Annotated in this window: 19 protein-coding genes and 1 pseudogene; 7 read left to right on the top strand and 13 right to left on the bottom strand. The window is 53.0% G+C overall.

Annotated features, from left to right (window positions below; translation table 11 throughout):
* Positions 1–35 precede the first annotated feature (35 nt).
* The 6 genes from rpsL to fkpA form a co-directional block, all read right to left on the bottom strand.
* Positions 36–410: a 30S ribosomal protein S12 gene (gene rpsL, locus C2U41_RS20430; RefSeq protein WP_003023654.1), complete on the bottom strand. Its 375-nt coding sequence runs from the start codon at positions 408–410 to the stop codon at positions 36–38.
* 125 nt (positions 411–535) lie between these two features.
* Positions 536–823 (bottom strand): sulfurtransferase complex subunit TusB, encoded by a 288-nt coding sequence (gene tusB / locus C2U41_RS20435; RefSeq protein WP_003023651.1) that lies wholly within the window; start codon positions 821–823, stop codon positions 536–538.
* 7 nt (positions 824–830) lie between these two features.
* A complete protein-coding gene (tusC, locus tag C2U41_RS20440) occupies positions 831–1,190 on the bottom strand; it encodes a sulfurtransferase complex subunit TusC (protein WP_096878547.1) in 360 nt (119 codons plus the stop codon).
* Positions 1,190–1,576, bottom strand: coding sequence for a sulfurtransferase complex subunit TusD (gene tusD / locus C2U41_RS20445; RefSeq protein ID WP_003023646.1), 387 nt, complete (start codon positions 1,574–1,576; stop codon positions 1,190–1,192). The genes tusC and tusD overlap by 1 nt, the downstream gene beginning before the upstream one ends.
* Positions 1,576–2,298: a helix-turn-helix transcriptional regulator gene (locus tag C2U41_RS20450; protein WP_003023643.1), complete on the bottom strand. Its 723-nt coding sequence runs from the start codon at positions 2,296–2,298 to the stop codon at positions 1,576–1,578. Before C2U41_RS20450 ends, tusD begins: the two co-directional genes overlap by 1 nt.
* A 167-nt stretch (positions 2,299–2,465) precedes the next feature.
* Positions 2,466–3,284: an FKBP-type peptidyl-prolyl cis-trans isomerase gene (fkpA, locus tag C2U41_RS20455; RefSeq protein WP_003023641.1), complete on the bottom strand. Its 819-nt coding sequence runs from the start codon at positions 3,282–3,284 to the stop codon at positions 2,466–2,468.
* A gap of 232 nt (positions 3,285–3,516) precedes the next feature.
* Between fkpA and C2U41_RS20460 the strand changes: the two genes are divergently transcribed.
* The gene (locus C2U41_RS20460; RefSeq protein ID WP_003023639.1) at positions 3,517–3,735 is read left to right on the top strand and encodes a protein SlyX; all 219 of its coding nucleotides are present in this window, start codon (positions 3,517–3,519) and stop codon (positions 3,733–3,735) included.
* Positions 3,736–3,934: 199 nt separating this feature from the next.
* Here the strand turns inward: C2U41_RS20460 and slyD are convergent, their stop codons facing one another.
* The 4 genes from slyD to kefG all read right to left on the bottom strand — a co-directional run bounded on the left by slyD (position 3,935) and on the right by kefG (position 7,201).
* The gene (slyD, locus tag C2U41_RS20465; RefSeq protein ID WP_003023634.1) at positions 3,935–4,540 is read right to left on the bottom strand and encodes a peptidylprolyl isomerase; all 606 of its coding nucleotides are present in this window, start codon (positions 4,538–4,540) and stop codon (positions 3,935–3,937) included.
* Positions 4,541–4,634: 94 nt separating this feature from the next.
* A complete protein-coding gene (locus tag C2U41_RS20470; RefSeq protein WP_003023632.1) occupies positions 4,635–4,835 on the bottom strand; it encodes a YheV family putative zinc ribbon protein in 201 nt (66 codons plus the stop codon).
* A 9-nt stretch (positions 4,836–4,844) separates the two neighbouring features.
* Positions 4,845–6,650 (bottom strand): glutathione-regulated potassium-efflux system protein KefB, encoded by a 1,806-nt coding sequence (gene kefB / locus C2U41_RS20475; protein WP_032937277.1) that lies wholly within the window; start codon positions 6,648–6,650, stop codon positions 4,845–4,847.
* Entirely contained in the window at positions 6,650–7,201 is a 552-nt protein-coding gene (gene kefG / locus C2U41_RS20480) for a glutathione-regulated potassium-efflux system ancillary protein KefG (protein ID WP_003023629.1), read from the bottom strand. Before kefG ends, kefB begins: the two co-directional genes overlap by 1 nt.
* Before the next feature lie 132 nt (positions 7,202–7,333).
* Here kefG and C2U41_RS20490 point away from each other — a divergent pair, with 132 nt between their 5' ends.
* Positions 7,334–9,235 carry an ABC transporter ATP-binding protein gene (locus tag C2U41_RS20490; protein ID WP_044701446.1) on the top strand — a complete coding sequence of 634 codons (1,902 nt, stop codon included), beginning with the start codon at positions 7,334–7,336 and terminating at the stop codon, positions 9,233–9,235.
* A 109-nt stretch (positions 9,236–9,344) separates the two neighbouring features.
* Here the strand turns inward: C2U41_RS20490 and C2U41_RS20495 are convergent, their stop codons facing one another.
* Positions 9,345–10,835, bottom strand: a complete 1,491-nt coding sequence (locus C2U41_RS20495; protein WP_103848267.1) for a nicotinate phosphoribosyltransferase — start codon at positions 10,833–10,835, stop codon at positions 9,345–9,347.
* A 14-nt stretch (positions 10,836–10,849) separates the two neighbouring features.
* Positions 10,850–11,710 carry a ribose-phosphate diphosphokinase gene (gene prs, locus C2U41_RS20500; protein WP_032937275.1) on the bottom strand — a complete coding sequence of 287 codons (861 nt, stop codon included), beginning with the start codon at positions 11,708–11,710 and terminating at the stop codon, positions 10,850–10,852.
* Positions 11,711–11,901: 191 nt separating this feature from the next.
* On the opposite strand from prs, the gene C2U41_RS20505 reads away from it, so the two are divergent.
* From C2U41_RS20505 to C2U41_RS20520, 4 genes and pseudogenes are all read left to right on the top strand, one after another.
* Positions 11,902–12,621, top strand: coding sequence for an NUDIX hydrolase (locus C2U41_RS20505; RefSeq protein WP_103848266.1), 720 nt, complete (start codon positions 11,902–11,904; stop codon positions 12,619–12,621).
* 35 nt (positions 12,622–12,656) lie between these two features.
* A pseudogene (locus tag C2U41_RS20510) lies at positions 12,657–13,725 on the top strand (hydrolase).
* Complete coding sequence (locus tag C2U41_RS20515; RefSeq protein ID WP_003023615.1) at positions 13,722–13,940, top strand: YheU family protein; 219 nt, start codon at positions 13,722–13,724, stop codon at positions 13,938–13,940. Before C2U41_RS20510 ends, C2U41_RS20515 begins: the two are co-directional and overlap by 4 nt.
* 53 nt (positions 13,941–13,993) lie before the next feature.
* The gene (locus C2U41_RS20520; protein WP_003827751.1) at positions 13,994–14,863 is read left to right on the top strand and encodes a phosphoribulokinase; all 870 of its coding nucleotides are present in this window, start codon (positions 13,994–13,996) and stop codon (positions 14,861–14,863) included.
* Positions 14,864–14,961: 98 nt separating this feature from the next.
* On the opposite strand, the gene C2U41_RS20525 is transcribed toward C2U41_RS20520, so the two are convergent.
* Positions 14,962–15,366: an OsmC family protein gene (locus tag C2U41_RS20525; RefSeq protein ID WP_003023611.1), complete on the bottom strand. Its 405-nt coding sequence runs from the start codon at positions 15,364–15,366 to the stop codon at positions 14,962–14,964.
* 306 nt (positions 15,367–15,672) lie between these two features.
* Here C2U41_RS20525 and crp point away from each other — a divergent pair, with 306 nt between their 5' ends.
* The gene (crp, locus tag C2U41_RS20530; RefSeq protein ID WP_000242758.1) at positions 15,673–16,305 is read left to right on the top strand and encodes a cAMP-activated global transcriptional regulator CRP; all 633 of its coding nucleotides are present in this window, start codon (positions 15,673–15,675) and stop codon (positions 16,303–16,305) included.

Genomic DNA, 16,305 nt, shown 5'->3' on the forward strand with positions numbered 1-16,305 from the left:
ATATAAAACGTTTGGCCTTACTTAACGGAGAACCATTAAGCCTTAGGACGTTTCACGCCATACTTGGAGCGTGATTGCTTACGGTCTTTAACGCCGGAGCAGTCAAGCGCACCACGAACGGTGTGGTAACGAACACCCGGGAGGTCTTTTACACGACCGCCACGGATCAGGATCACGGAGTGCTCCTGCAGGTTGTGACCTTCACCACCGATGTAGGAAGTCACTTCAAAACCGTTAGTCAGACGAACACGGCAAACTTTACGCAGTGCGGAGTTCGGTTTTTTAGGAGTGGTAGTATATACACGAGTACATACGCCACGTTTCTGCGGGCATGCTTCCAGCGCAGGCACGTTGCTTTTTGCAACTTTGCGTGCACGTGGTTTGCGTACCAGCTGGTTAACTGTTGCCATTAAATAGCTCCTGGTTTTAGCTTTTGCTTCGTAAACACGTAATAAAACGACCTCATACAATATGAGGACGCAGAATTTTAGGTCGGTGTCGAAAAGGTGTCAAGAAATATACAACGATCCCACAATTACCAGGACATCTGGCTGGGATGCTTCACCGTAAGTCTGACGAAGTCAGTATAGCTAACCCTGACGACACTGTCTGAAATTTGACCGCTCAACCCGCGAGCCTTAATGTCTTCTTCCAGTACATAGACCTTAATGGAGGCATTTTGCAGACTTTCAAGGAAACGGCTTCCTTCGATTGCTGCCGTCACGCCATCCTGGAGCAATAAAAGCTCATCGTCTTTATCAATCAGACGAAGAAGAGAGGAGAAATCGGTAAGCCACGCGGAGCGATGTAGTGTGTGCAGCATGAGAGTCTCAAAACCTTAAAATGACGTCATAGTTGCCTAACTCACGGCGTAAATCTTCCGGTTCAAGCGCTGTCGCATCGATCACAAAATTACTCCCCTGCTGAAGGCCCCGCTCGCGTAATGAGGCAGCGCAGAGCCAACATTGATCGATATCGTACAACCCTAACAGCTTGAAGGTCGCGATATAGTCTCGCACCAGCACGGCATCCGGTTGCTGTCCCTGAAGGATTTGAAAGACGCCATCACCGATAAAAAACACGCCGAGGTCTTCCGTTAATGCAGAGGTCGCCAGCAATGCATCTAAACCTTCACGGCCAGATGCGCTGCCGTGCGGCACGGTAGAAAAGACAAAAGCAACACGTTTCATCAGAATTGCACCACGCGATCGCAGGTCAGGGATGCCTCAGCCAGCGATCCAAGCCCGCTGAGGTTAAAACCTGATTGTAAATTAGCTCCTGCCAGCCCCAGCCGCTTTGCCTCAGTCTCATCAACCACGCCGCGTCGCAACGCCGCAGCCACGCAAATATTCAGTGTTACACCATGCTGTTGGTTCAGCTGTTGCCAGGCCCGTACCAGATCGTATTCATCACTGGCAGGCGAAGTGAGTAGGTTGGCGTTATACACACCTTCACGATAGAAAAAGACGCTGCTTAGCTCATGCCCTTCTTTGAGTAGCGCATGAGCAAATTGCAACGCGCTGCTCGCCTGCTGCGTGCCGTAGGCTGGCCCCGTCACCATGATGGCAAAACGCATTACTTATCTTGCCCCTGGAAATCGCCACTTTTGAACTGACGAATATAGAGGTAGACCGTATGTTTGGAGATGTTCAGCCGATCGGCGACCTGGTTGATGGCATCTTTAATATCGAAGATGCCTTTCTCATACAAATTCAGGACGATCTGGCGGTTCTTCGCGTTGTTGGAAACATTACGATCGGCATTCACTTCTTCGATTGTGAATTCCAGCGTCTGGGTAACCAGATCTTCCACCGAAGAAGCGAAGTTGACGGCAGAGCCCACTTCCGGAGTTTCCGGTGGGATAAAGGTATTCATTATCTGCGAGAAAGGGACATCAAGGTTCATGTTGATGCACAGCAGACCAATCACGCGATGCTCACGGTTGCGAATGGCAATCGTCACCGACTTCATCAAGACACCGCTTTTCGCTCGTGTGAAGTAACACTTCGACACGCTGCTATCCGCACCCGTCATATCATGCAGCATACGCAACGCAAGGTCGGTAATCGGTGAGCCAATTTTACGGCCCGTGTGTTCACCGTTAGCAATGCGGATGGCCGAGCATTTCAAATCCTGCAAAGAGTGCAATACGATTTCACAATGGGAACCAATGAGCATCGCCAACCCGTCCACTACCGCTTCGTAGGATTTGAGGATATCGAAGTCGGTTTGATCGAAAGGACGTTGATCCAGCAAATCTAGCTCACTGGTTTCGTTGGTTAAAAGCGACCTGGACATGAAAAAAAGCACTCCTTTTCAGGAGCCTGTCGTTATGTTGTCAGGGCAGGCTCATCACTATTATAGGGGCATCTAAAGTAATACAGCGCACAAGGCGCTTTCCAGTATTAATTATATCCTGTCGATAATAAAAAACCGCCGCCCTGTGGGCGGCGGTTTCTGTTAGCTTATTTTTTGCTGCTGTCTGCAGCTTTATCTGCCGGTGCAGCATCTGGCTGCGCGTCAGCTTTCGGTGCCGGTTTGATGTCTAACAGTTCAACATCAAAGACCAGCGTAGAGTTGGCCGGAATGCCCGGAACGCCCGTTTTGCCGTAAGCCAGATCCGGTGGGATAACCAGCTGGATTTTGCCGCCTTTCTTGATGTTTTTCAGGCCTTCAGTCCAACCCGGGATCACGCCGTCAAGACGGAAAGAGAGCGGCTCACCACGGGTATAAGAGTTATCAAACTCTTTACCATCGATCAGCGTACCTTTGTAGTTAACAACCACGGTATCGCTGTCTTTCGGTGCTGCGCCGGTACCTTCTTTCTCTACTTTGTAGACCAGGCCAGTAGCCGAGGTTTTAACGCCTTTCTCTTTAGCAAATTTCTCGCGGTAAACTTTACCTTTGGCTTCGTTGTCAGCCGCGTCTTTTTCCATTTTTGCCTGAGCGGAGCTCTTCACGCGCGCTTCAAACGCCTGCAGAGTTTGTTCGATTTCCTGATCAGACAGTTTGCTCTTGTCTGCAAACGCATCCTGAACACCAGCGATCAGCTGATCTTTATCCAGTTTGATGCCCAGCTTTTCCTGCTCTTTCAGAGAGTTTTCCATATAACGACCCAGGGACGCGCCCAGCGCGTAAGCGGCTTTTTGGTCGTCATTCTTGAATGCTGCTTTGCTGTCAGCAGTAGCGGCTGGTTTCGCAGCATCAGCAGCGAAGGTGATCGGGGCATGCAGAGCAACAGCCATTGTGGTCGCCAGCAGCGTTACTTTAAACAGTGATTTCATCCATATCTCCAGGGCCGGGGCATCTCACCCCAGGGTTAACTAACATAAAAATGTACTATAAAGCGTTGCAGAACAAATCAACATACAGGCACGCCCTATTATCACCACTTTTCAGACTCTTTTTGTTTAAATTAGTTTCGTTACCGAAGATTGAGTGCTGTGCAAACAGGCAAAGTTAAGTAGAATTCGCCGCAGTCCGCGATCTGCCGGAGAAAAAAGAAAGAGGTGAATCATGCAGGATACAACAATGGAAACTCGCCTGGCTGAACTGGAAAGTCGCCTGGCATTTCAGGAGATAACCATTGAAGAGCTCAACGTGACGGTGACCGCGCATGAACTGGAAATGGCCAAACTGCGCGACCATCTGCGTCTGCTGACGGAAAAGCTCAAAGCAACGCAACCGTCCCACATCGCGTCGCAGTCTGAAGAGACCCCTCCGCCACATTATTGAGACGTAAAAAAAGCGGGGATATCCCCGCTTTTTTTGTGTCCGAAAGCGCTAACGCTTATCGGATCTACTCACATATACCCAAAGGATTTCAAATCACAGCAAGGCGGCAAGCTTGAGGAAGTCCTGGGAGCATAGATAACTATGTGACCAGGATTCGAAAGCGCAGCCAACACCGCTGTGGGTTGAAAGACGAAGGGTATTAGTGGCAACCGCAGCCGCCGCCGTTACCTTTACCGCCACCGCCGCAGCAGCCTTCGCCGCCGTGCTCGTGACCATGGTCGTGGCCGTGTCCACCGCAGCAACCGTCATGACCGTGGTCATGATCGTGGTCGTGACCGTGCGCACCGTGAACGTGGCCGTGAGCCAGTTCTTCTTCGGTCGCTTCGCGGATAGCAACAACTTCTACGTTGAATTTCAGATTCTGGCCAGCCAGCATGTGGTTACCGTCAACCACAACGTGGTCGTCTTCCACTTCGGTAATTTCTACCGGTACTGGACCCTGGTCAGTTTCAGCCAGGAAACGCATGCCAACCTGCAGTTCGTCAACGCCCATGAAGACGTCTTTAGGAACGCGCTGCACCAGGTTTTCGTCGTACTGGCCGTATGCGTCGTTTGCGCCAACAGCAACATCGAATTTGTCGCCAACTTCATGACCGTCCAGCGCTGTTTCCAGGCCAGAAATCAGGGAACCGTGACCATGCAGGTAGTCCAGCGGTGCACTCACCGGAGACTCATCAACCAACACACCGTCTTCTGTACGTACCTGATAGGCCAGGCTGACCACCAGGTCCTTTGCTACTTTCATGATATCTCCTGAGCATGGAAAGAATAGTGGCGCAGATTGTAGCGGAATTCTGCACCCGTGTACCCTCTAGCTTAAAAAAAGCTGCGCCATATCGCTAGTCCGGATGAAAAATCCCTATCACTTGCTCTTCTTTGCGAACGTGCTCGCGCGCCTCTTTATCGGCTTCCCGCATCTGATGACCGCACTTAACACACTCAACAATATCGATATTATTTTCACGCCACATCGCCAGCGTATCCTGCGACTGGCAGGACGGACATTTTGCGCCTGCGATAAAACGTTTACGAATTGCCATGATTATCCTCTACTCAAATTCATCCCAGCCATCCAGCTGACGTCGCTCTTGCTGCATCTCTCGTTGGAAAATTTCCTCCAGCTCGCGCCGTGCTTCCCTTGCTCGAGAGATTTGTACCGTATCTGTATGCATGGGGATCAGTTCCCGCAGCATGCGCATATCCAGCCGACGGAAATGCAGCTGAGCACGCTGGGCCTGGTGCGGATGCATCCCCAGTGTAACCAGCGTTTTACGCCCCAACTCCAGCGCACTGGAGAACGTTTCGCGGGAAAACTGCGTCACACCGGCCTGTAATAACTCATGCGCCTCTACACGTCCGCGCGCTCGCGCAAGAATATGCAAATGCGGAAAATACTGTTGGCACAGTTCCACCAGTTTCATTGTGTCTTCAGGCTCATTACAGGTAATAACAATAGACTGTGCCGCCTCTGCCCCTGCGGAGCGCAACAGTTCCACCTGAGTGGCGTCACCGTAGTAGACCTTATAGCCATATTTGCGCATCAGATTCACCGCGCTGATATCTCGCTCCAGGACGGTAATACGCATTTTATTGGCCATCAACAGGCGACCAATAACCTGACCAAAACGCCCAAACCCCACCACAATCACCTGCGGTTTATCATCTTCCACCCAGGGTTTTTCGTCTTCCTCATCCGTGCCGTTAAACTGGCGGGAGAGCCATTTATCAATCAGCTTCATCACCAGCGGCGTGGTCATCATCGACAGCGTGACGGTCACCAGCAGCAACGCCATTTGGTCGCCCTGAAACAGCCGTTGCGAGGATGCCGTTGAAAACAGCACGAAAGCGAATTCACCGCCCTGACTTAAAACCCCGGCAAATTGCATCCGTTCAGAGCTTCTCATGCCGTTAAGACGCGCCAGTACATACAGCACCAGCATTTTAACGACCACCAGCACGATCACGCTCGCTGCCACCCACAGAATATGGGTGTAGAGCACGCCGAGATTGAGCGACATGCCAACGGAGATAAAAAACAGCCCGAGCAACAGTCCCTTGAACGGATCGATTGCCGTTTCCAGCTCATGTCGGTATTCACTTTCCGCCAGCAGCACACCCGCGATAAACGTTCCCAGCGCCATCGACAGCCCCAGCGCATCCATAAATAAAGCAGAACCCAGCACCAATAGCAGCGTGGCAGCGGTGAACACTTCCCGCACGCCAGAATCCGCAATGAAGCGGAAAACCGGACGCAGCAAATAGCGCCCGCCAATCAGCATGCCGGCAAAGGCCAGCACCTTCATTCCCACTTTAATCCAGTCAAAATGTTCGTCAGCAGACCCCGCCAGCAGCGGAACCAGCGCCAGCGCAGGGATCACCGCCAGATCCTGAAACAGCAGCACCGAAAAACCCAACTGCCCGGATTCACTGCGGTTCATGCCTTTTTCGCGCATCAACTGCAGCGCCATCGCGGTCGATGACATCGCCAGACCAATGCCCCCAACCACTGCCGCCTGCCAGGAGAACGCAGTGAGTATCAATAATCCGGCCAGCACCACCGCGCTCAGCATCACCTGCGCGGCGCCGACGCCAAAAATTGAACGCCGCAGTTGCCACAGCTTGGCCGGATTAAGTTCCAACCCAATGATGAACATCAGAAAAACCACGCCCAGCTCGGAAAAGTGCAGGATTTCATCCACATCGCTGATGAACCCTAATCCCCACGGGCCGATGGCAATACCCGCCAGCAAGTAACCCAACACCGGACCGATACCCAACCTGGACGCCAACGGTACCGCCGCCACCGCCGCGAAGAGAAACAACACTCCGGCTGTCAACAAATCTGAACCTTCCATCAGCGGCCTCCCACAGGGATCGGATTCGCCAGCCAGTCACCATACGCTTTCGCATGGCTGTCCAGCTCCTGCTTCGTTTGCCTTCTGGCCCAGTAAACGATAATAGGGCTCATCCAGTGCATGCGGCACATACCGGCCGTCAGCTCGAAAGGGCGCAGCACATCGCTCATTGGATAACGGTTTAGCGCGTCATAGCGGTAGGCACTTTCCGGTTCTCCGGTAGTGATAACGCTACGCCAGTACTTTCCCGCCAGTTGATTCCCTCCGGGACCGCTGGCAAATCCGCGGCTCAGTACGCGGTCAAGCCACTCCTTTAACAGCGCCGGACAGCTATAGGTGTAAAGCGGATGCTGAAAAACGATCACATCATGCTCACGCAGCAGCGCCTGTTCATGCGGAATATCGATAAAAAAATCAGGATAGTGCGCGTAAAGGTCGTGCACGGTAACATTGCTGAGCTGCATGGCCGGTTTAAGCAGAACACGGTTCGCGACCGAGTCCTGAGATTCCGGATGGGCATACAGCAGCAAGACTTTCGCTGGCTGGAACATCATCCCCCTCCCGGTTTTGTCTTTTGTCTATTTTCGACGTTTTGGGCTACCATTGCGCCTCGGTGCGGCAAACGGCCCGCACATTACATTATCATTATGATAAATTAACATAGTCTGAACATACGGCGCCTTATGATTGTTTTCTCATCGTTACAAATTCGTCGCGGCGTGCGCGTCTTGCTGGACAATGCCACGGCCACCATTAATCCAGGGCAGAAGGTTGGCCTGGTAGGTAAAAATGGCTGCGGTAAATCTACCCTGCTGGCATTGCTGAAAAATGAACTCAGCGCCGACGCTGGAGGATTTACCTATCCGGGAAACTGGCAGCTCGCGTGGGTGAATCAGGAAACGCCTGCGTTGCCACAGCCCGCGCTGGAGTACGTCATTGACGGTGACCGCGAATATCGTCAACTGGAAGCGCAGTTGAACGACGCCAACGAACGTAACGATGGACATGCCATTGCCACTGTCCATGGCAAGCTGGATGCCATCGACGCCTGGACCGTGCGTTCACGCGCCGCCAGCCTGCTGCATGGCCTCGGTTTCTCCAACGAACAGCTTGAACGGCCGGTCAGCGACTTCTCCGGTGGCTGGCGTATGCGCCTCAACCTGGCCCAGGCGCTGATTTGCCGTTCAGACCTACTACTGCTCGATGAACCTACCAACCACCTCGATCTCGACGCGGTGATCTGGCTGGAAAGATGGTTGAAAAGCTATCAGGGCACGCTGATCTTGATCTCCCACGACCGCGACTTCCTCGATCCGGTGGTGGATAAAATTATTCATATCGAACAGCAAACCATGTTCGAGTACACCGGCAACTACAGCGCGTTTGAAATCCAGCGTGCGACCCGCCTCGCGCAGCAACAGGCCATGTACGAAAGCCAGCAGGAGCGCGTGGCACATCTGCAAAGCTATATCGATCGTTTCCGCGCTAAAGCAACGAAAGCAAAACAGGCGCAGAGTCGTATCAAAATGCTGGAACGCATGGAGCTGATTGCCCCAGCGCACGTGGACAACCCGTTCCACTTCAGCTTCCGTGAACCGGAAAGCCTGCCAAACCCGCTGCTGAAGATGGAAAAGGTCAGCGCTGGCTACGGCGATCGCGTCATTCTCGATTCGATCAAACTGAACCTGGTGCCGGGTTCCCGCATCGGTCTGCTCGGTCGCAACGGCGCGGGTAAATCGACGCTGATTAAGCTGCTGGCCGGCGAACTGGCCCCCATCAGCGGCGAGATTGGCCTGGCGAAAGGCATCAAGCTGGGCTACTTCGCGCAGCACCAGCTGGAGTTTTTACGCGCTGATGAATCACCAATTCAACATCTGGCGCGCATGGCGCCGCAGGAGCTGGAGCAGAAACTGCGAGACTACCTGGGTGGATTCGGCTTCCAGGGCGATAAAGTCAGCGAAGAGACTCGCCGCTTCTCCGGTGGCGAAAAAGCGCGTCTGGTGCTTGCATTGATCGTCTGGCAGCGCCCGAACCTGCTGCTGCTCGATGAACCGACCAACCACCTGGACTTAGATATGCGTCAGGCGCTGACCGAAGCGCTGATCGATTTTGAAGGCGCGCTGGTTGTCGTCTCGCACGACCGTCACCTGATCCGCTCCACCACCGACGACCTCTATCTGGTACACGACAAGAAAGTCGAGCCGTTTGATGGCGATCTGGAGGATTATCAGCAGTGGCTGAGCGATGTCCAGAAACAGGAAAATCAGAGCGACGAACCAGCGAAAGAGAGCGTTAACAGCGCCCAGGCACGTAAAGACCAGAAGCGTCGTGAAGCGGAACTGCGCACTCTGACGCAACCGCTGCGCAAAGAGATCATCCGTCTGGAAAAAGAGATGGAGAAACTGCACGCGCAGTTAGCTCAGGCGGAAGAGAAACTCGGCGACAGCGAACTGTACGACCAAAGCCGCAAAGCCGAACTCACCGCTTGTCTGCAGCAGCAGGCCAGTGCGAAATCCGGGCTGGAAGAGTGTGAAATGGCCTGGCTGGACGCTCAGGAACAACTTGAGCAGATGTTGGGTGAGTAAGGTTTTGCCGGATGGCGACGCTGGCGCGTCTGATCCGGCCTACATAAAGCGTGCGGCCTGCTGCCCGTAGGCCGGATAAGGCAAAGCCGCCATCCGGCAAAAGCCCAGCTTAGCGTTGCATCGCCAGACGCTGGCGGATTTCTTCGAAATGCTCGCGGTTAAACAGCTTGCCGTTGAGAAAACGAGTTTTCAGCTCCCCTTCCTGCTCTTGTTTCCAGGTTTGTTCATCATGCAGACGCAGTTCCCCTTGCTCATCACGCGTGACGCGAAGCAGACCACGGGCTGAACGCTTCAGGCCATTATCGGTTTTCGGCTCTTTGAAAATCGTCCGGCCTTTGCCGTCGACTTCTCCCCACGTCGCTTTCATCGCAAAACCGAAGGTGTCACGCGTGTTGTACTGATAGGTAAAGGAACCGACGCCAAACACGACGTTTGAACTGGCAAATCCTTTCGCTTCCAGACGACGCAGGATCTCATTCGCCCGCTCAAGGGTGATAGAGTCGCCATAAATCAGTCCAACATGCGGGTCGAGCACCTTGTAACCTTTGGCGTTAATCGTGCCGCCAAAAATCTCCCACAGCACTTCCACGGACCCTTTCTCCTGAGCGGTACGATCGCTGCTTGTATCGTTATCTTCGCCAGTACCGCACAGAATCTCTACCGGGTTGCCGCTATCCGGACGGAATACCACACGACCTTCACGCGCCAGAATGATGCTCTTCAGTTCGCGGGTATATTCCGTCAGCACCTGCCAGTAGTCCCAGGTATCAGATACTATCGATACAAATCCTTGCGGGTAGAGATCGGCAATCAGGCGGCGGAAGGTTTCAATCTCATGCTCGCGCTCGCCCATACACATCACGCTGTGTTCAGTAGCTGGAATGCTGGCGCCGATAAAATAGGGCTCGCCGTCGGTGTAGTAATCGCGGGCGTACAACAGAGATGGAATACTGTCGGTCCCTTTAAAGCTCAACAAATGCCCACTGCCCGCCTGCATGGTGTCCTGTAATCCGGACATACCGCGAAATGAAAAGTCATGGCACTGGAAGTCAAGATGCGTCTGGTCGCTACAGGTTTTCTGTGCCCAGCGTGCGCAGATTTTGCGGTAATGGTGAGCAATCGTGGCGTTTGTCGACGCTTTCCACAATTCCGCCGACAGGACGGTCTCCAGGTAATTCACCAGCCAGAAAAATTCGGGTTTGGTGTTGATAATGGTTAAAACCGGCACAGTCATTGGGACTTTGCTACCTTCATCCAGCGCCTTGATGTGCAGCGGCAGATAGCCCAACTGATGCAATGCACGAATATGGTCCACCGCCACTGCATCTTTGCCGAGATAGCTATCCATGACCTGTTTGTATTCACTCACAACCTCATCTTCCGGGCGGGCAAAGAACGCCTCATTAAACAGGTCGACTAAAAACCACTGCATAAACCCCTGCAGGCCGAAAAATACCAGTTTGCCATCCGCCAACGGCGAGGAGAAAAAGCGATCGCTGCGTGGGGTAAAGTTGGAATATACGCGACGGGTGCCCTGCGGATACTGAACGCGGTGAGACACTTTGTAGCCGTCGATAGCTAAAATTGGATTCATTTTCATAACAGGTCTCTCCCTCAGGCGCGGTAAATCGCGTCAATATCGATAAGTTCAAGCTGCGGATGTTCCAGCGTCGGGGCAGCTAAAGAAGTGGTGGTGTAGATGGCGTCAATACCGTTAGCAAACAGGTGTTCAACGCCCTTAGAAAAGATCCCGTGGGTGACGTACAGGCTAACGCTGCGGGCACCGGCATCACGTAGCACCTGCGCAGAACCTATGAAGGTGCCGCCAGCATCACACAGGTCGTCGACAATCAGCAGATCCCTCCCCCTGACGTCTCCGGCCAATAACGTAAATCCCGTCAGGCTGCCGCTTGCCACATCACGTTTTTTGCTCAGGATGGCGTACTGCTCCACACCGGCCGCTCTGGCTACGGCATCAATCTTCTTCAGCGATCCTGCATCGGGAGCAACCAACATCAGCGCGTTTTGCTGAAACAGCCGCGATAATGACGCGCTTTGCATCAGGCAAACCTCCTGGGGGATCGCCACAAAGTTGTCGATTGCCGCCGCCGCCGCGTCACTGTGCGGGTCGAGCACGTTGACCTTGTCAAATTTCAACGTATTGAGCTGACTGGCGAAGACTTTCAGCGCAAAGCTGTCACCCGATACCATATGTCTGTCCTGACGCGCCCACGGCAGCCAGGGAAGGTCGAGATGGCTGACCAGTACATCGGTCTGATGACGGACCGCCTCAACCAGTTGCGCCAGCAGCATAAAATCGTTCATATCGCGCATAGCCGTGGCACGGATGCGCATCAGGCGAGCAAAGGTTGGCAACGCATCGGTGACTTTTAACCAGACAGCACCATCAGGAAAAACACCGCTGGCAACGGCATAGACCTGGTCGTCCAAAGTTAGTGTCAATTTTATGTTCATCGCGCTCACCCCTTAATTATGTCCCTTCGACACAATTAATAATGTCCCTAAGACACATATTAAGCAAGCAGAAAATGAATTATTTTTAAGCTGTTAGTTAATCCACTGATAAGTAATGAGAAAAAACGAACCTTGCCCCCCGGTGCCGGGCTGGTACACTTATCAGCGTTACAAATCATCGTGAGTACCTTATGACCACCGAAGCCGACTACCTGAATCAGTACGACGCCAGCCGCTTCCCTTCACCTCTGGTGACGGTAGATAGTGCGTTATTTACCCTGCATCAGCAGACGCTGTGCGTATTACTGGTCGAGCGGGCAATGCAGCCGCAAAAAGGACGTTGGGGATTACCCGGCGGCTTTATTGATATCGAAAACGATGATTCAACCCGTGCCACCGCGCTGCGCAAGCTCACTGAAAAAACGGGTGTTTCGCCTTCGTGGCTGGAACAAATGGATACCTTTTCCGGGCCTGATCGTGACCCGCGCGGCTGGAGCCTGACGGTCACCTGGTTTGCACTAATCGCCTGGGTAGACTGCGCGCCCCATATCGCCAGCGTCAGCAATGCCCGTTGGGTGCCGGTTGATGAGTTGAAAAACTATTCACTCGCGTTTGATCACGAGAAAATCATTACAGCGGCGCTGCATCGCTTGCGGCAAAAAACGATGTACTCGCTCCTGCCAGTGTACTGCTTGCCGGAAACATTTACCCATGGGCAACTACTCGAAGCCACTGAGGTGATCCTCGGTCAGTCGATCCAGCGTAAAAGTCTGATTCGTCGCTTTGAAGCGTCAGGAATGTTTGAAGATACTGGAGAAAGCGTGGCGACAGGGACGCGTAAAGCCCGCCTGTGGCGACGTAAACCTAACGTCGATTTTCATTTTTTCTCGCGTAACCTGCTGACTGACTAGCGACAAAATCACATATTGGCTAACCCGCACGCGCTGTGCGCGGTATAGTTATTCTTTCCGATTATTAATTGCTCCGGTGTTATGGTTGAAATCACGTCCACAGAAATGACCCCACCTACCGACGATTCGCGAGAATTCCGCCCGATGCGCGGTATCAGTAACCGCCATCTGCAGACGATGCTGCCGCGATTAATTCGCCGTAAGGTGAAGTTCGACGCCCACTGGCAGCGTCTGGAATTGCCCGACGGTGATTTCGTCGATCTGGCGTGGAGTGAAGATCCACAACAGGCGAAACACAAACCGCGCCTGGTGGTTTTTCACGGTCTGGAAGGTAGTCTGAACAGCCCCTACGCACATGGCCTGATTGAAGCAGCACAAAAGCGCGGCTGGCTGGGCGTGGTAATGCATTTTCGCGGTTGCAGTGGTGAGCCCAATCGTTTGAACCGTATTTATCACTCCGGTGAAACAGAAGATGGCACCTGGTTTTTACACTGGCTGGAACGTGAGTTCGGTCGCGCACCGACCGCCGCGGTAGGTTATTCACTCGGTGGAAACATGCTGGCTTGTCTGCTGGCAAAAGAAGGCAACAATATTCCGATAGATGCAGCGGTTATCGTTTCTGCGCCTTTCGTGCTCGAAGCCTGTAGCTACCATATGGACAAGGGCTTTTCCCGTGTCTATCAGCGCTACCTGCTCAATTTATTGAAAGCCAACGCCTCGCGTAAGCTTGAGGCGTATCCCGGTTCGCTGCCGGTAAGCCTGGCCCAGTTGAAATCTTTGCGCCGCATTCGCGATTTTGACGATCTGATCACCGCCAAAATCCACGGTTTCGCCGATGCTATAGACTATTACCGCCAGTGCAGCGCCATGCCGTTGCTCAATCGGATCGCCAAACCAACGCTGATTATCCATGCTAAAGACGATCCGTTTATGGATCATCACGTGATCCCGAAACCGGAAAATCTGCCTTCGCAGGTGGAATATCAGCTGACTGAACATGGCGGCCACGTCGGATTTATTGGTGGCACAGTGCGCCGTCCTGAGATGTGGCTGGAATCAAGAATCCCGGACTGGCTGACAACGTATCTGGAGGCGTCATCATGATTATCCCATGGCAAGATATCTCTCCGGACGCGCTGGACAATCTGATTGAAAGCTTTGTCTTGCGTGAAGGCACCGATTACGGTGAACATGAACGCTCGCTCGAACAAAAAGTCGCCGACGTCAAACGCCAACTACAATCAGGTGAAGCCGTGCTGGTGTGGTCCGAACTGCATGAAACGGTCAACATTATGCCGAGGAAGCAGATTCACGAGTAATCCGTAGCCGCCGGCCGACTTTACTATAATTACAACCATTTCATGGAGTTGTTATGTCTGCCAAACATCCGGTGATTGCGGTAACAGGATCCAGCGGCGCGGGGACCACCACCACCAGCCTCGCGTTTCGTAAAATTTTCGCGCAGTTAAACCTGCGCGCCGCCGAGGTGGAAGGTGACAGTTTTCACCGCTATACCCGTCCGGAAATGGACATGGCGATTCGCAAAGCACGCGATGCCGGGCGGCATATCAGCTATTTCGGCCCCGAAGCTAACGACTTTGGTCTGCTGGAGCAAACCTTCATTGAATACGGCCAGACGGGCAAAGGTCAGTCGCGTAAATACCTGCACACCTACGATGAGGCCGTACCGTGGAATCAGGTTCCGGGGACATTTACGCCCTGGCAGCCGCTGCCTGAACCGACGGATGTCCTGTTCTATGAGGGACTTCACGGCGGCGTTGTCACCCCTCAGCAAAATGTGGCCCGGCATGTCGATCTGCTGGTTGGCGTGGTGCCGATCGTGAACCTGGAGTGGATCCAGAAGCTGACCCGCGATACCAGCGAGCGTGGACACTCGCGTGAAGCGGTGATGGACTCGGTGGTGCGCTCAATGGACGATTACATCAATTACATCACACCACAGTTTTCCCGTACGCATATCAACTTCCAACGCGTACCAACCGTCGATACCTCTAATCCCTTTGCCGCCAAGAGCATTCCGTCACTCGATGAAAGCTTTGTCGTGATTCATTTTCGTAATCTGGAAGGGATCGACTTCCCGTGGCTGCTGGCCATGCTGCAGGGCTCATTCATTTCTCATATCAATACGTTGGTCGTACCGGGCGGAAAAATGGGTCTGGCGATGGAATTGATTATGCTGCCGCTGGTGCAGCGACTGATGGAAGGCAAAAAGATAGAGTGATATGTGGAAAGCGCCCGATGGCGCTTCGCTTATCGGGCCTACGACTCAACATCACCCTATAGGCCGGATAAGGCAACGCCGCCATCCGGCATCAGCAATTACGCGGCAACCACTTCATAGGAGTGGGTAATATTCACCGCCTTTTCCAGCATCAGCGCCACGGAGCAATATTTTTCCGCCGAAAGATCGACCGCACGTGCGACGGACGCATCTTTCAGATCGTTACCCGTTACGATGAAATGCAGGTTGATATGGGTAAACAGGCGCGGCGCTTCATCACGACGCTCGGAGGTCAGCTTCACTTCGCAGTTGGTCACATCCTGACGACCCTTTTGCAGGATCGACACCACATCAATTGCGCTGCAACCACCCGCAGCCATTAAGACCATTTCCATCGGGCTCGGCGCTTTATCACCGGAGTTACCGTCCATCAAAATCTGGTGGCCAGAGGCGGACTCACCGAGGAAGGTCAGCCCTTCAACCCACTTAACACGTGCTTGCATATTTTATTACTCCGATGCATCAATTTTCCTGACAGATTACGCGCACACAACAAATCTCGCAACGGAAGGCGACCTGCGTCATGCTGAAGCGAGACACCAGGAGACACACGGCGAAAGCTATGCTAAAACAGTCGGGATGCTACAGTAATACATTGACGTACTGCATGTATGCAGAGGACATCACATTACAGGCCGTCGCACGTATTGACAGCCCCCTTCCCAGGTAGCGGGAAGCACATTTTTGCAAACCCAGAGACAGGATGTTTTTTGGCTCTGGAGACAGCTTATAACAGAGGATAACCGCGCATGGTGCTTGGCAAACCGCAAACAGACCCGACTCTCGAATGGTTCTTGTCTCATTGCCATATTCATAAGTACCCATCGAAGAGCACGCTGATTCACCAGGGTGAAAAAGCGGAAACGTTGTACTACATCGTTAAAGGCTCAGTGGCAGTGCTGATCAAAGATGAAGAAGGGAAAGAAATGATCCTTTCTTATCTGAATCAGGGCGATTTTATTGGTGAATTAGGCCTCTTCGAAGAAGGTCAGGAACGCAGCGCCTGGGTCCGTGCTAAAACTGCATGTGAAGTCGCTGAAATTTCCTACAAAAAATTTCGCCAATTAATCCAGGTCAATCCAGATATTCTGATGCGCCTGTCCTCTCAGATGGCTCGCCGTCTGCAGGTCACGTCTGAAAAAGTGGGCAACCTTGCCTTCCTCGACGTTACCGGTCGTATCGCGCAGACTCTGCTGAATCTGGCGAAACAGCCTGATGCGATGACCCACCCGGACGGCATGCAGATTAAAATCACCCGTCAGGAAATCGGCCAGATCGTTGGCTGCTCCCGTGAGACCGTCGGTCGTATTCTGAAGATGCTGGAAGATCAGAACCTGATCTCCGCACACGGTAAGACCATCGTCGTCTACGGCACACGTTAA

The organism is Citrobacter freundii complex sp. CFNIH4 (genome assembly GCF_002934505.1).
Classification (GTDB): domain Bacteria; phylum Pseudomonadota; class Gammaproteobacteria; order Enterobacterales; family Enterobacteriaceae; genus Citrobacter; species Citrobacter freundii.

What these genes read in the sequence shown, in the direction of transcription:
- C2U41_RS20490 (WP_044701446.1), top strand. Translation starts at nt 7,334, where the DNA reads ATGATTGTTTTCTCATCGTTACAAATTCGTCGCGGCGTGCGCGTCTTG.
- C2U41_RS20495 (WP_103848267.1), bottom strand. Translation starts at nt 10,835, where the DNA reads ATGAAAATGAATCCAATTTTAGCTATCGACGGCTACAAAGTGTCTCAC.
- crp (WP_000242758.1), top strand. Translation starts at nt 15,673, where the DNA reads ATGGTGCTTGGCAAACCGCAAACAGACCCGACTCTCGAATGGTTCTTG.
- C2U41_RS20460 (WP_003023639.1), top strand. Translation starts at nt 3,517, where the DNA reads ATGCAGGATACAACAATGGAAACTCGCCTGGCTGAACTGGAAAGTCGC.
- C2U41_RS20515 (WP_003023615.1), top strand. Translation starts at nt 13,722, where the DNA reads ATGATTATCCCATGGCAAGATATCTCTCCGGACGCGCTGGACAATCTG.
- rpsL (WP_003023654.1), bottom strand. Translation starts at nt 410, where the DNA reads ATGGCAACAGTTAACCAGCTGGTACGCAAACCACGTGCACGCAAAGTT.
- tusD (WP_003023646.1), bottom strand. Translation starts at nt 1,576, where the DNA reads ATGCGTTTTGCCATCATGGTGACGGGGCCAGCCTACGGCACGCAGCAG.
- fkpA (WP_003023641.1), bottom strand. Translation starts at nt 3,284, where the DNA reads ATGAAATCACTGTTTAAAGTAACGCTGCTGGCGACCACAATGGCTGTT.
- slyD (WP_003023634.1), bottom strand. Translation starts at nt 4,540, where the DNA reads ATGAAAGTAGCAAAGGACCTGGTGGTCAGCCTGGCCTATCAGGTACGT.
- C2U41_RS20470 (WP_003023632.1), bottom strand. Translation starts at nt 4,835, where the DNA reads ATGGCAATTCGTAAACGTTTTATCGCAGGCGCAAAATGTCCGTCCTGC.
- kefB (WP_032937277.1), bottom strand. Translation starts at nt 6,650, where the DNA reads ATGGAAGGTTCAGATTTGTTGACAGCCGGAGTGTTGTTTCTCTTCGCG.
- C2U41_RS20525 (WP_003023611.1), bottom strand. Translation starts at nt 15,366, where the DNA reads ATGCAAGCACGTGTTAAGTGGGTTGAAGGGCTGACCTTCCTCGGTGAG.
- C2U41_RS20520 (WP_003827751.1), top strand. Translation starts at nt 13,994, where the DNA reads ATGTCTGCCAAACATCCGGTGATTGCGGTAACAGGATCCAGCGGCGCG.
- tusC (WP_096878547.1), bottom strand. Translation starts at nt 1,190, where the DNA reads ATGAAACGTGTTGCTTTTGTCTTTTCTACCGTGCCGCACGGCAGCGCA.
- C2U41_RS20450 (WP_003023643.1), bottom strand. Translation starts at nt 2,298, where the DNA reads ATGTCCAGGTCGCTTTTAACCAACGAAACCAGTGAGCTAGATTTGCTG.
- tusB (WP_003023651.1), bottom strand. Translation starts at nt 823, where the DNA reads ATGCTGCACACACTACATCGCTCCGCGTGGCTTACCGATTTCTCCTCT.
- C2U41_RS20505 (WP_103848266.1), top strand. Translation starts at nt 11,902, where the DNA reads ATGACCACCGAAGCCGACTACCTGAATCAGTACGACGCCAGCCGCTTC.
- kefG (WP_003023629.1), bottom strand. Translation starts at nt 7,201, where the DNA reads ATGTTCCAGCCAGCGAAAGTCTTGCTGCTGTATGCCCATCCGGAATCT.
- prs (WP_032937275.1), bottom strand. Translation starts at nt 11,710, where the DNA reads ATGAACATAAAATTGACACTAACTTTGGACGACCAGGTCTATGCCGTT.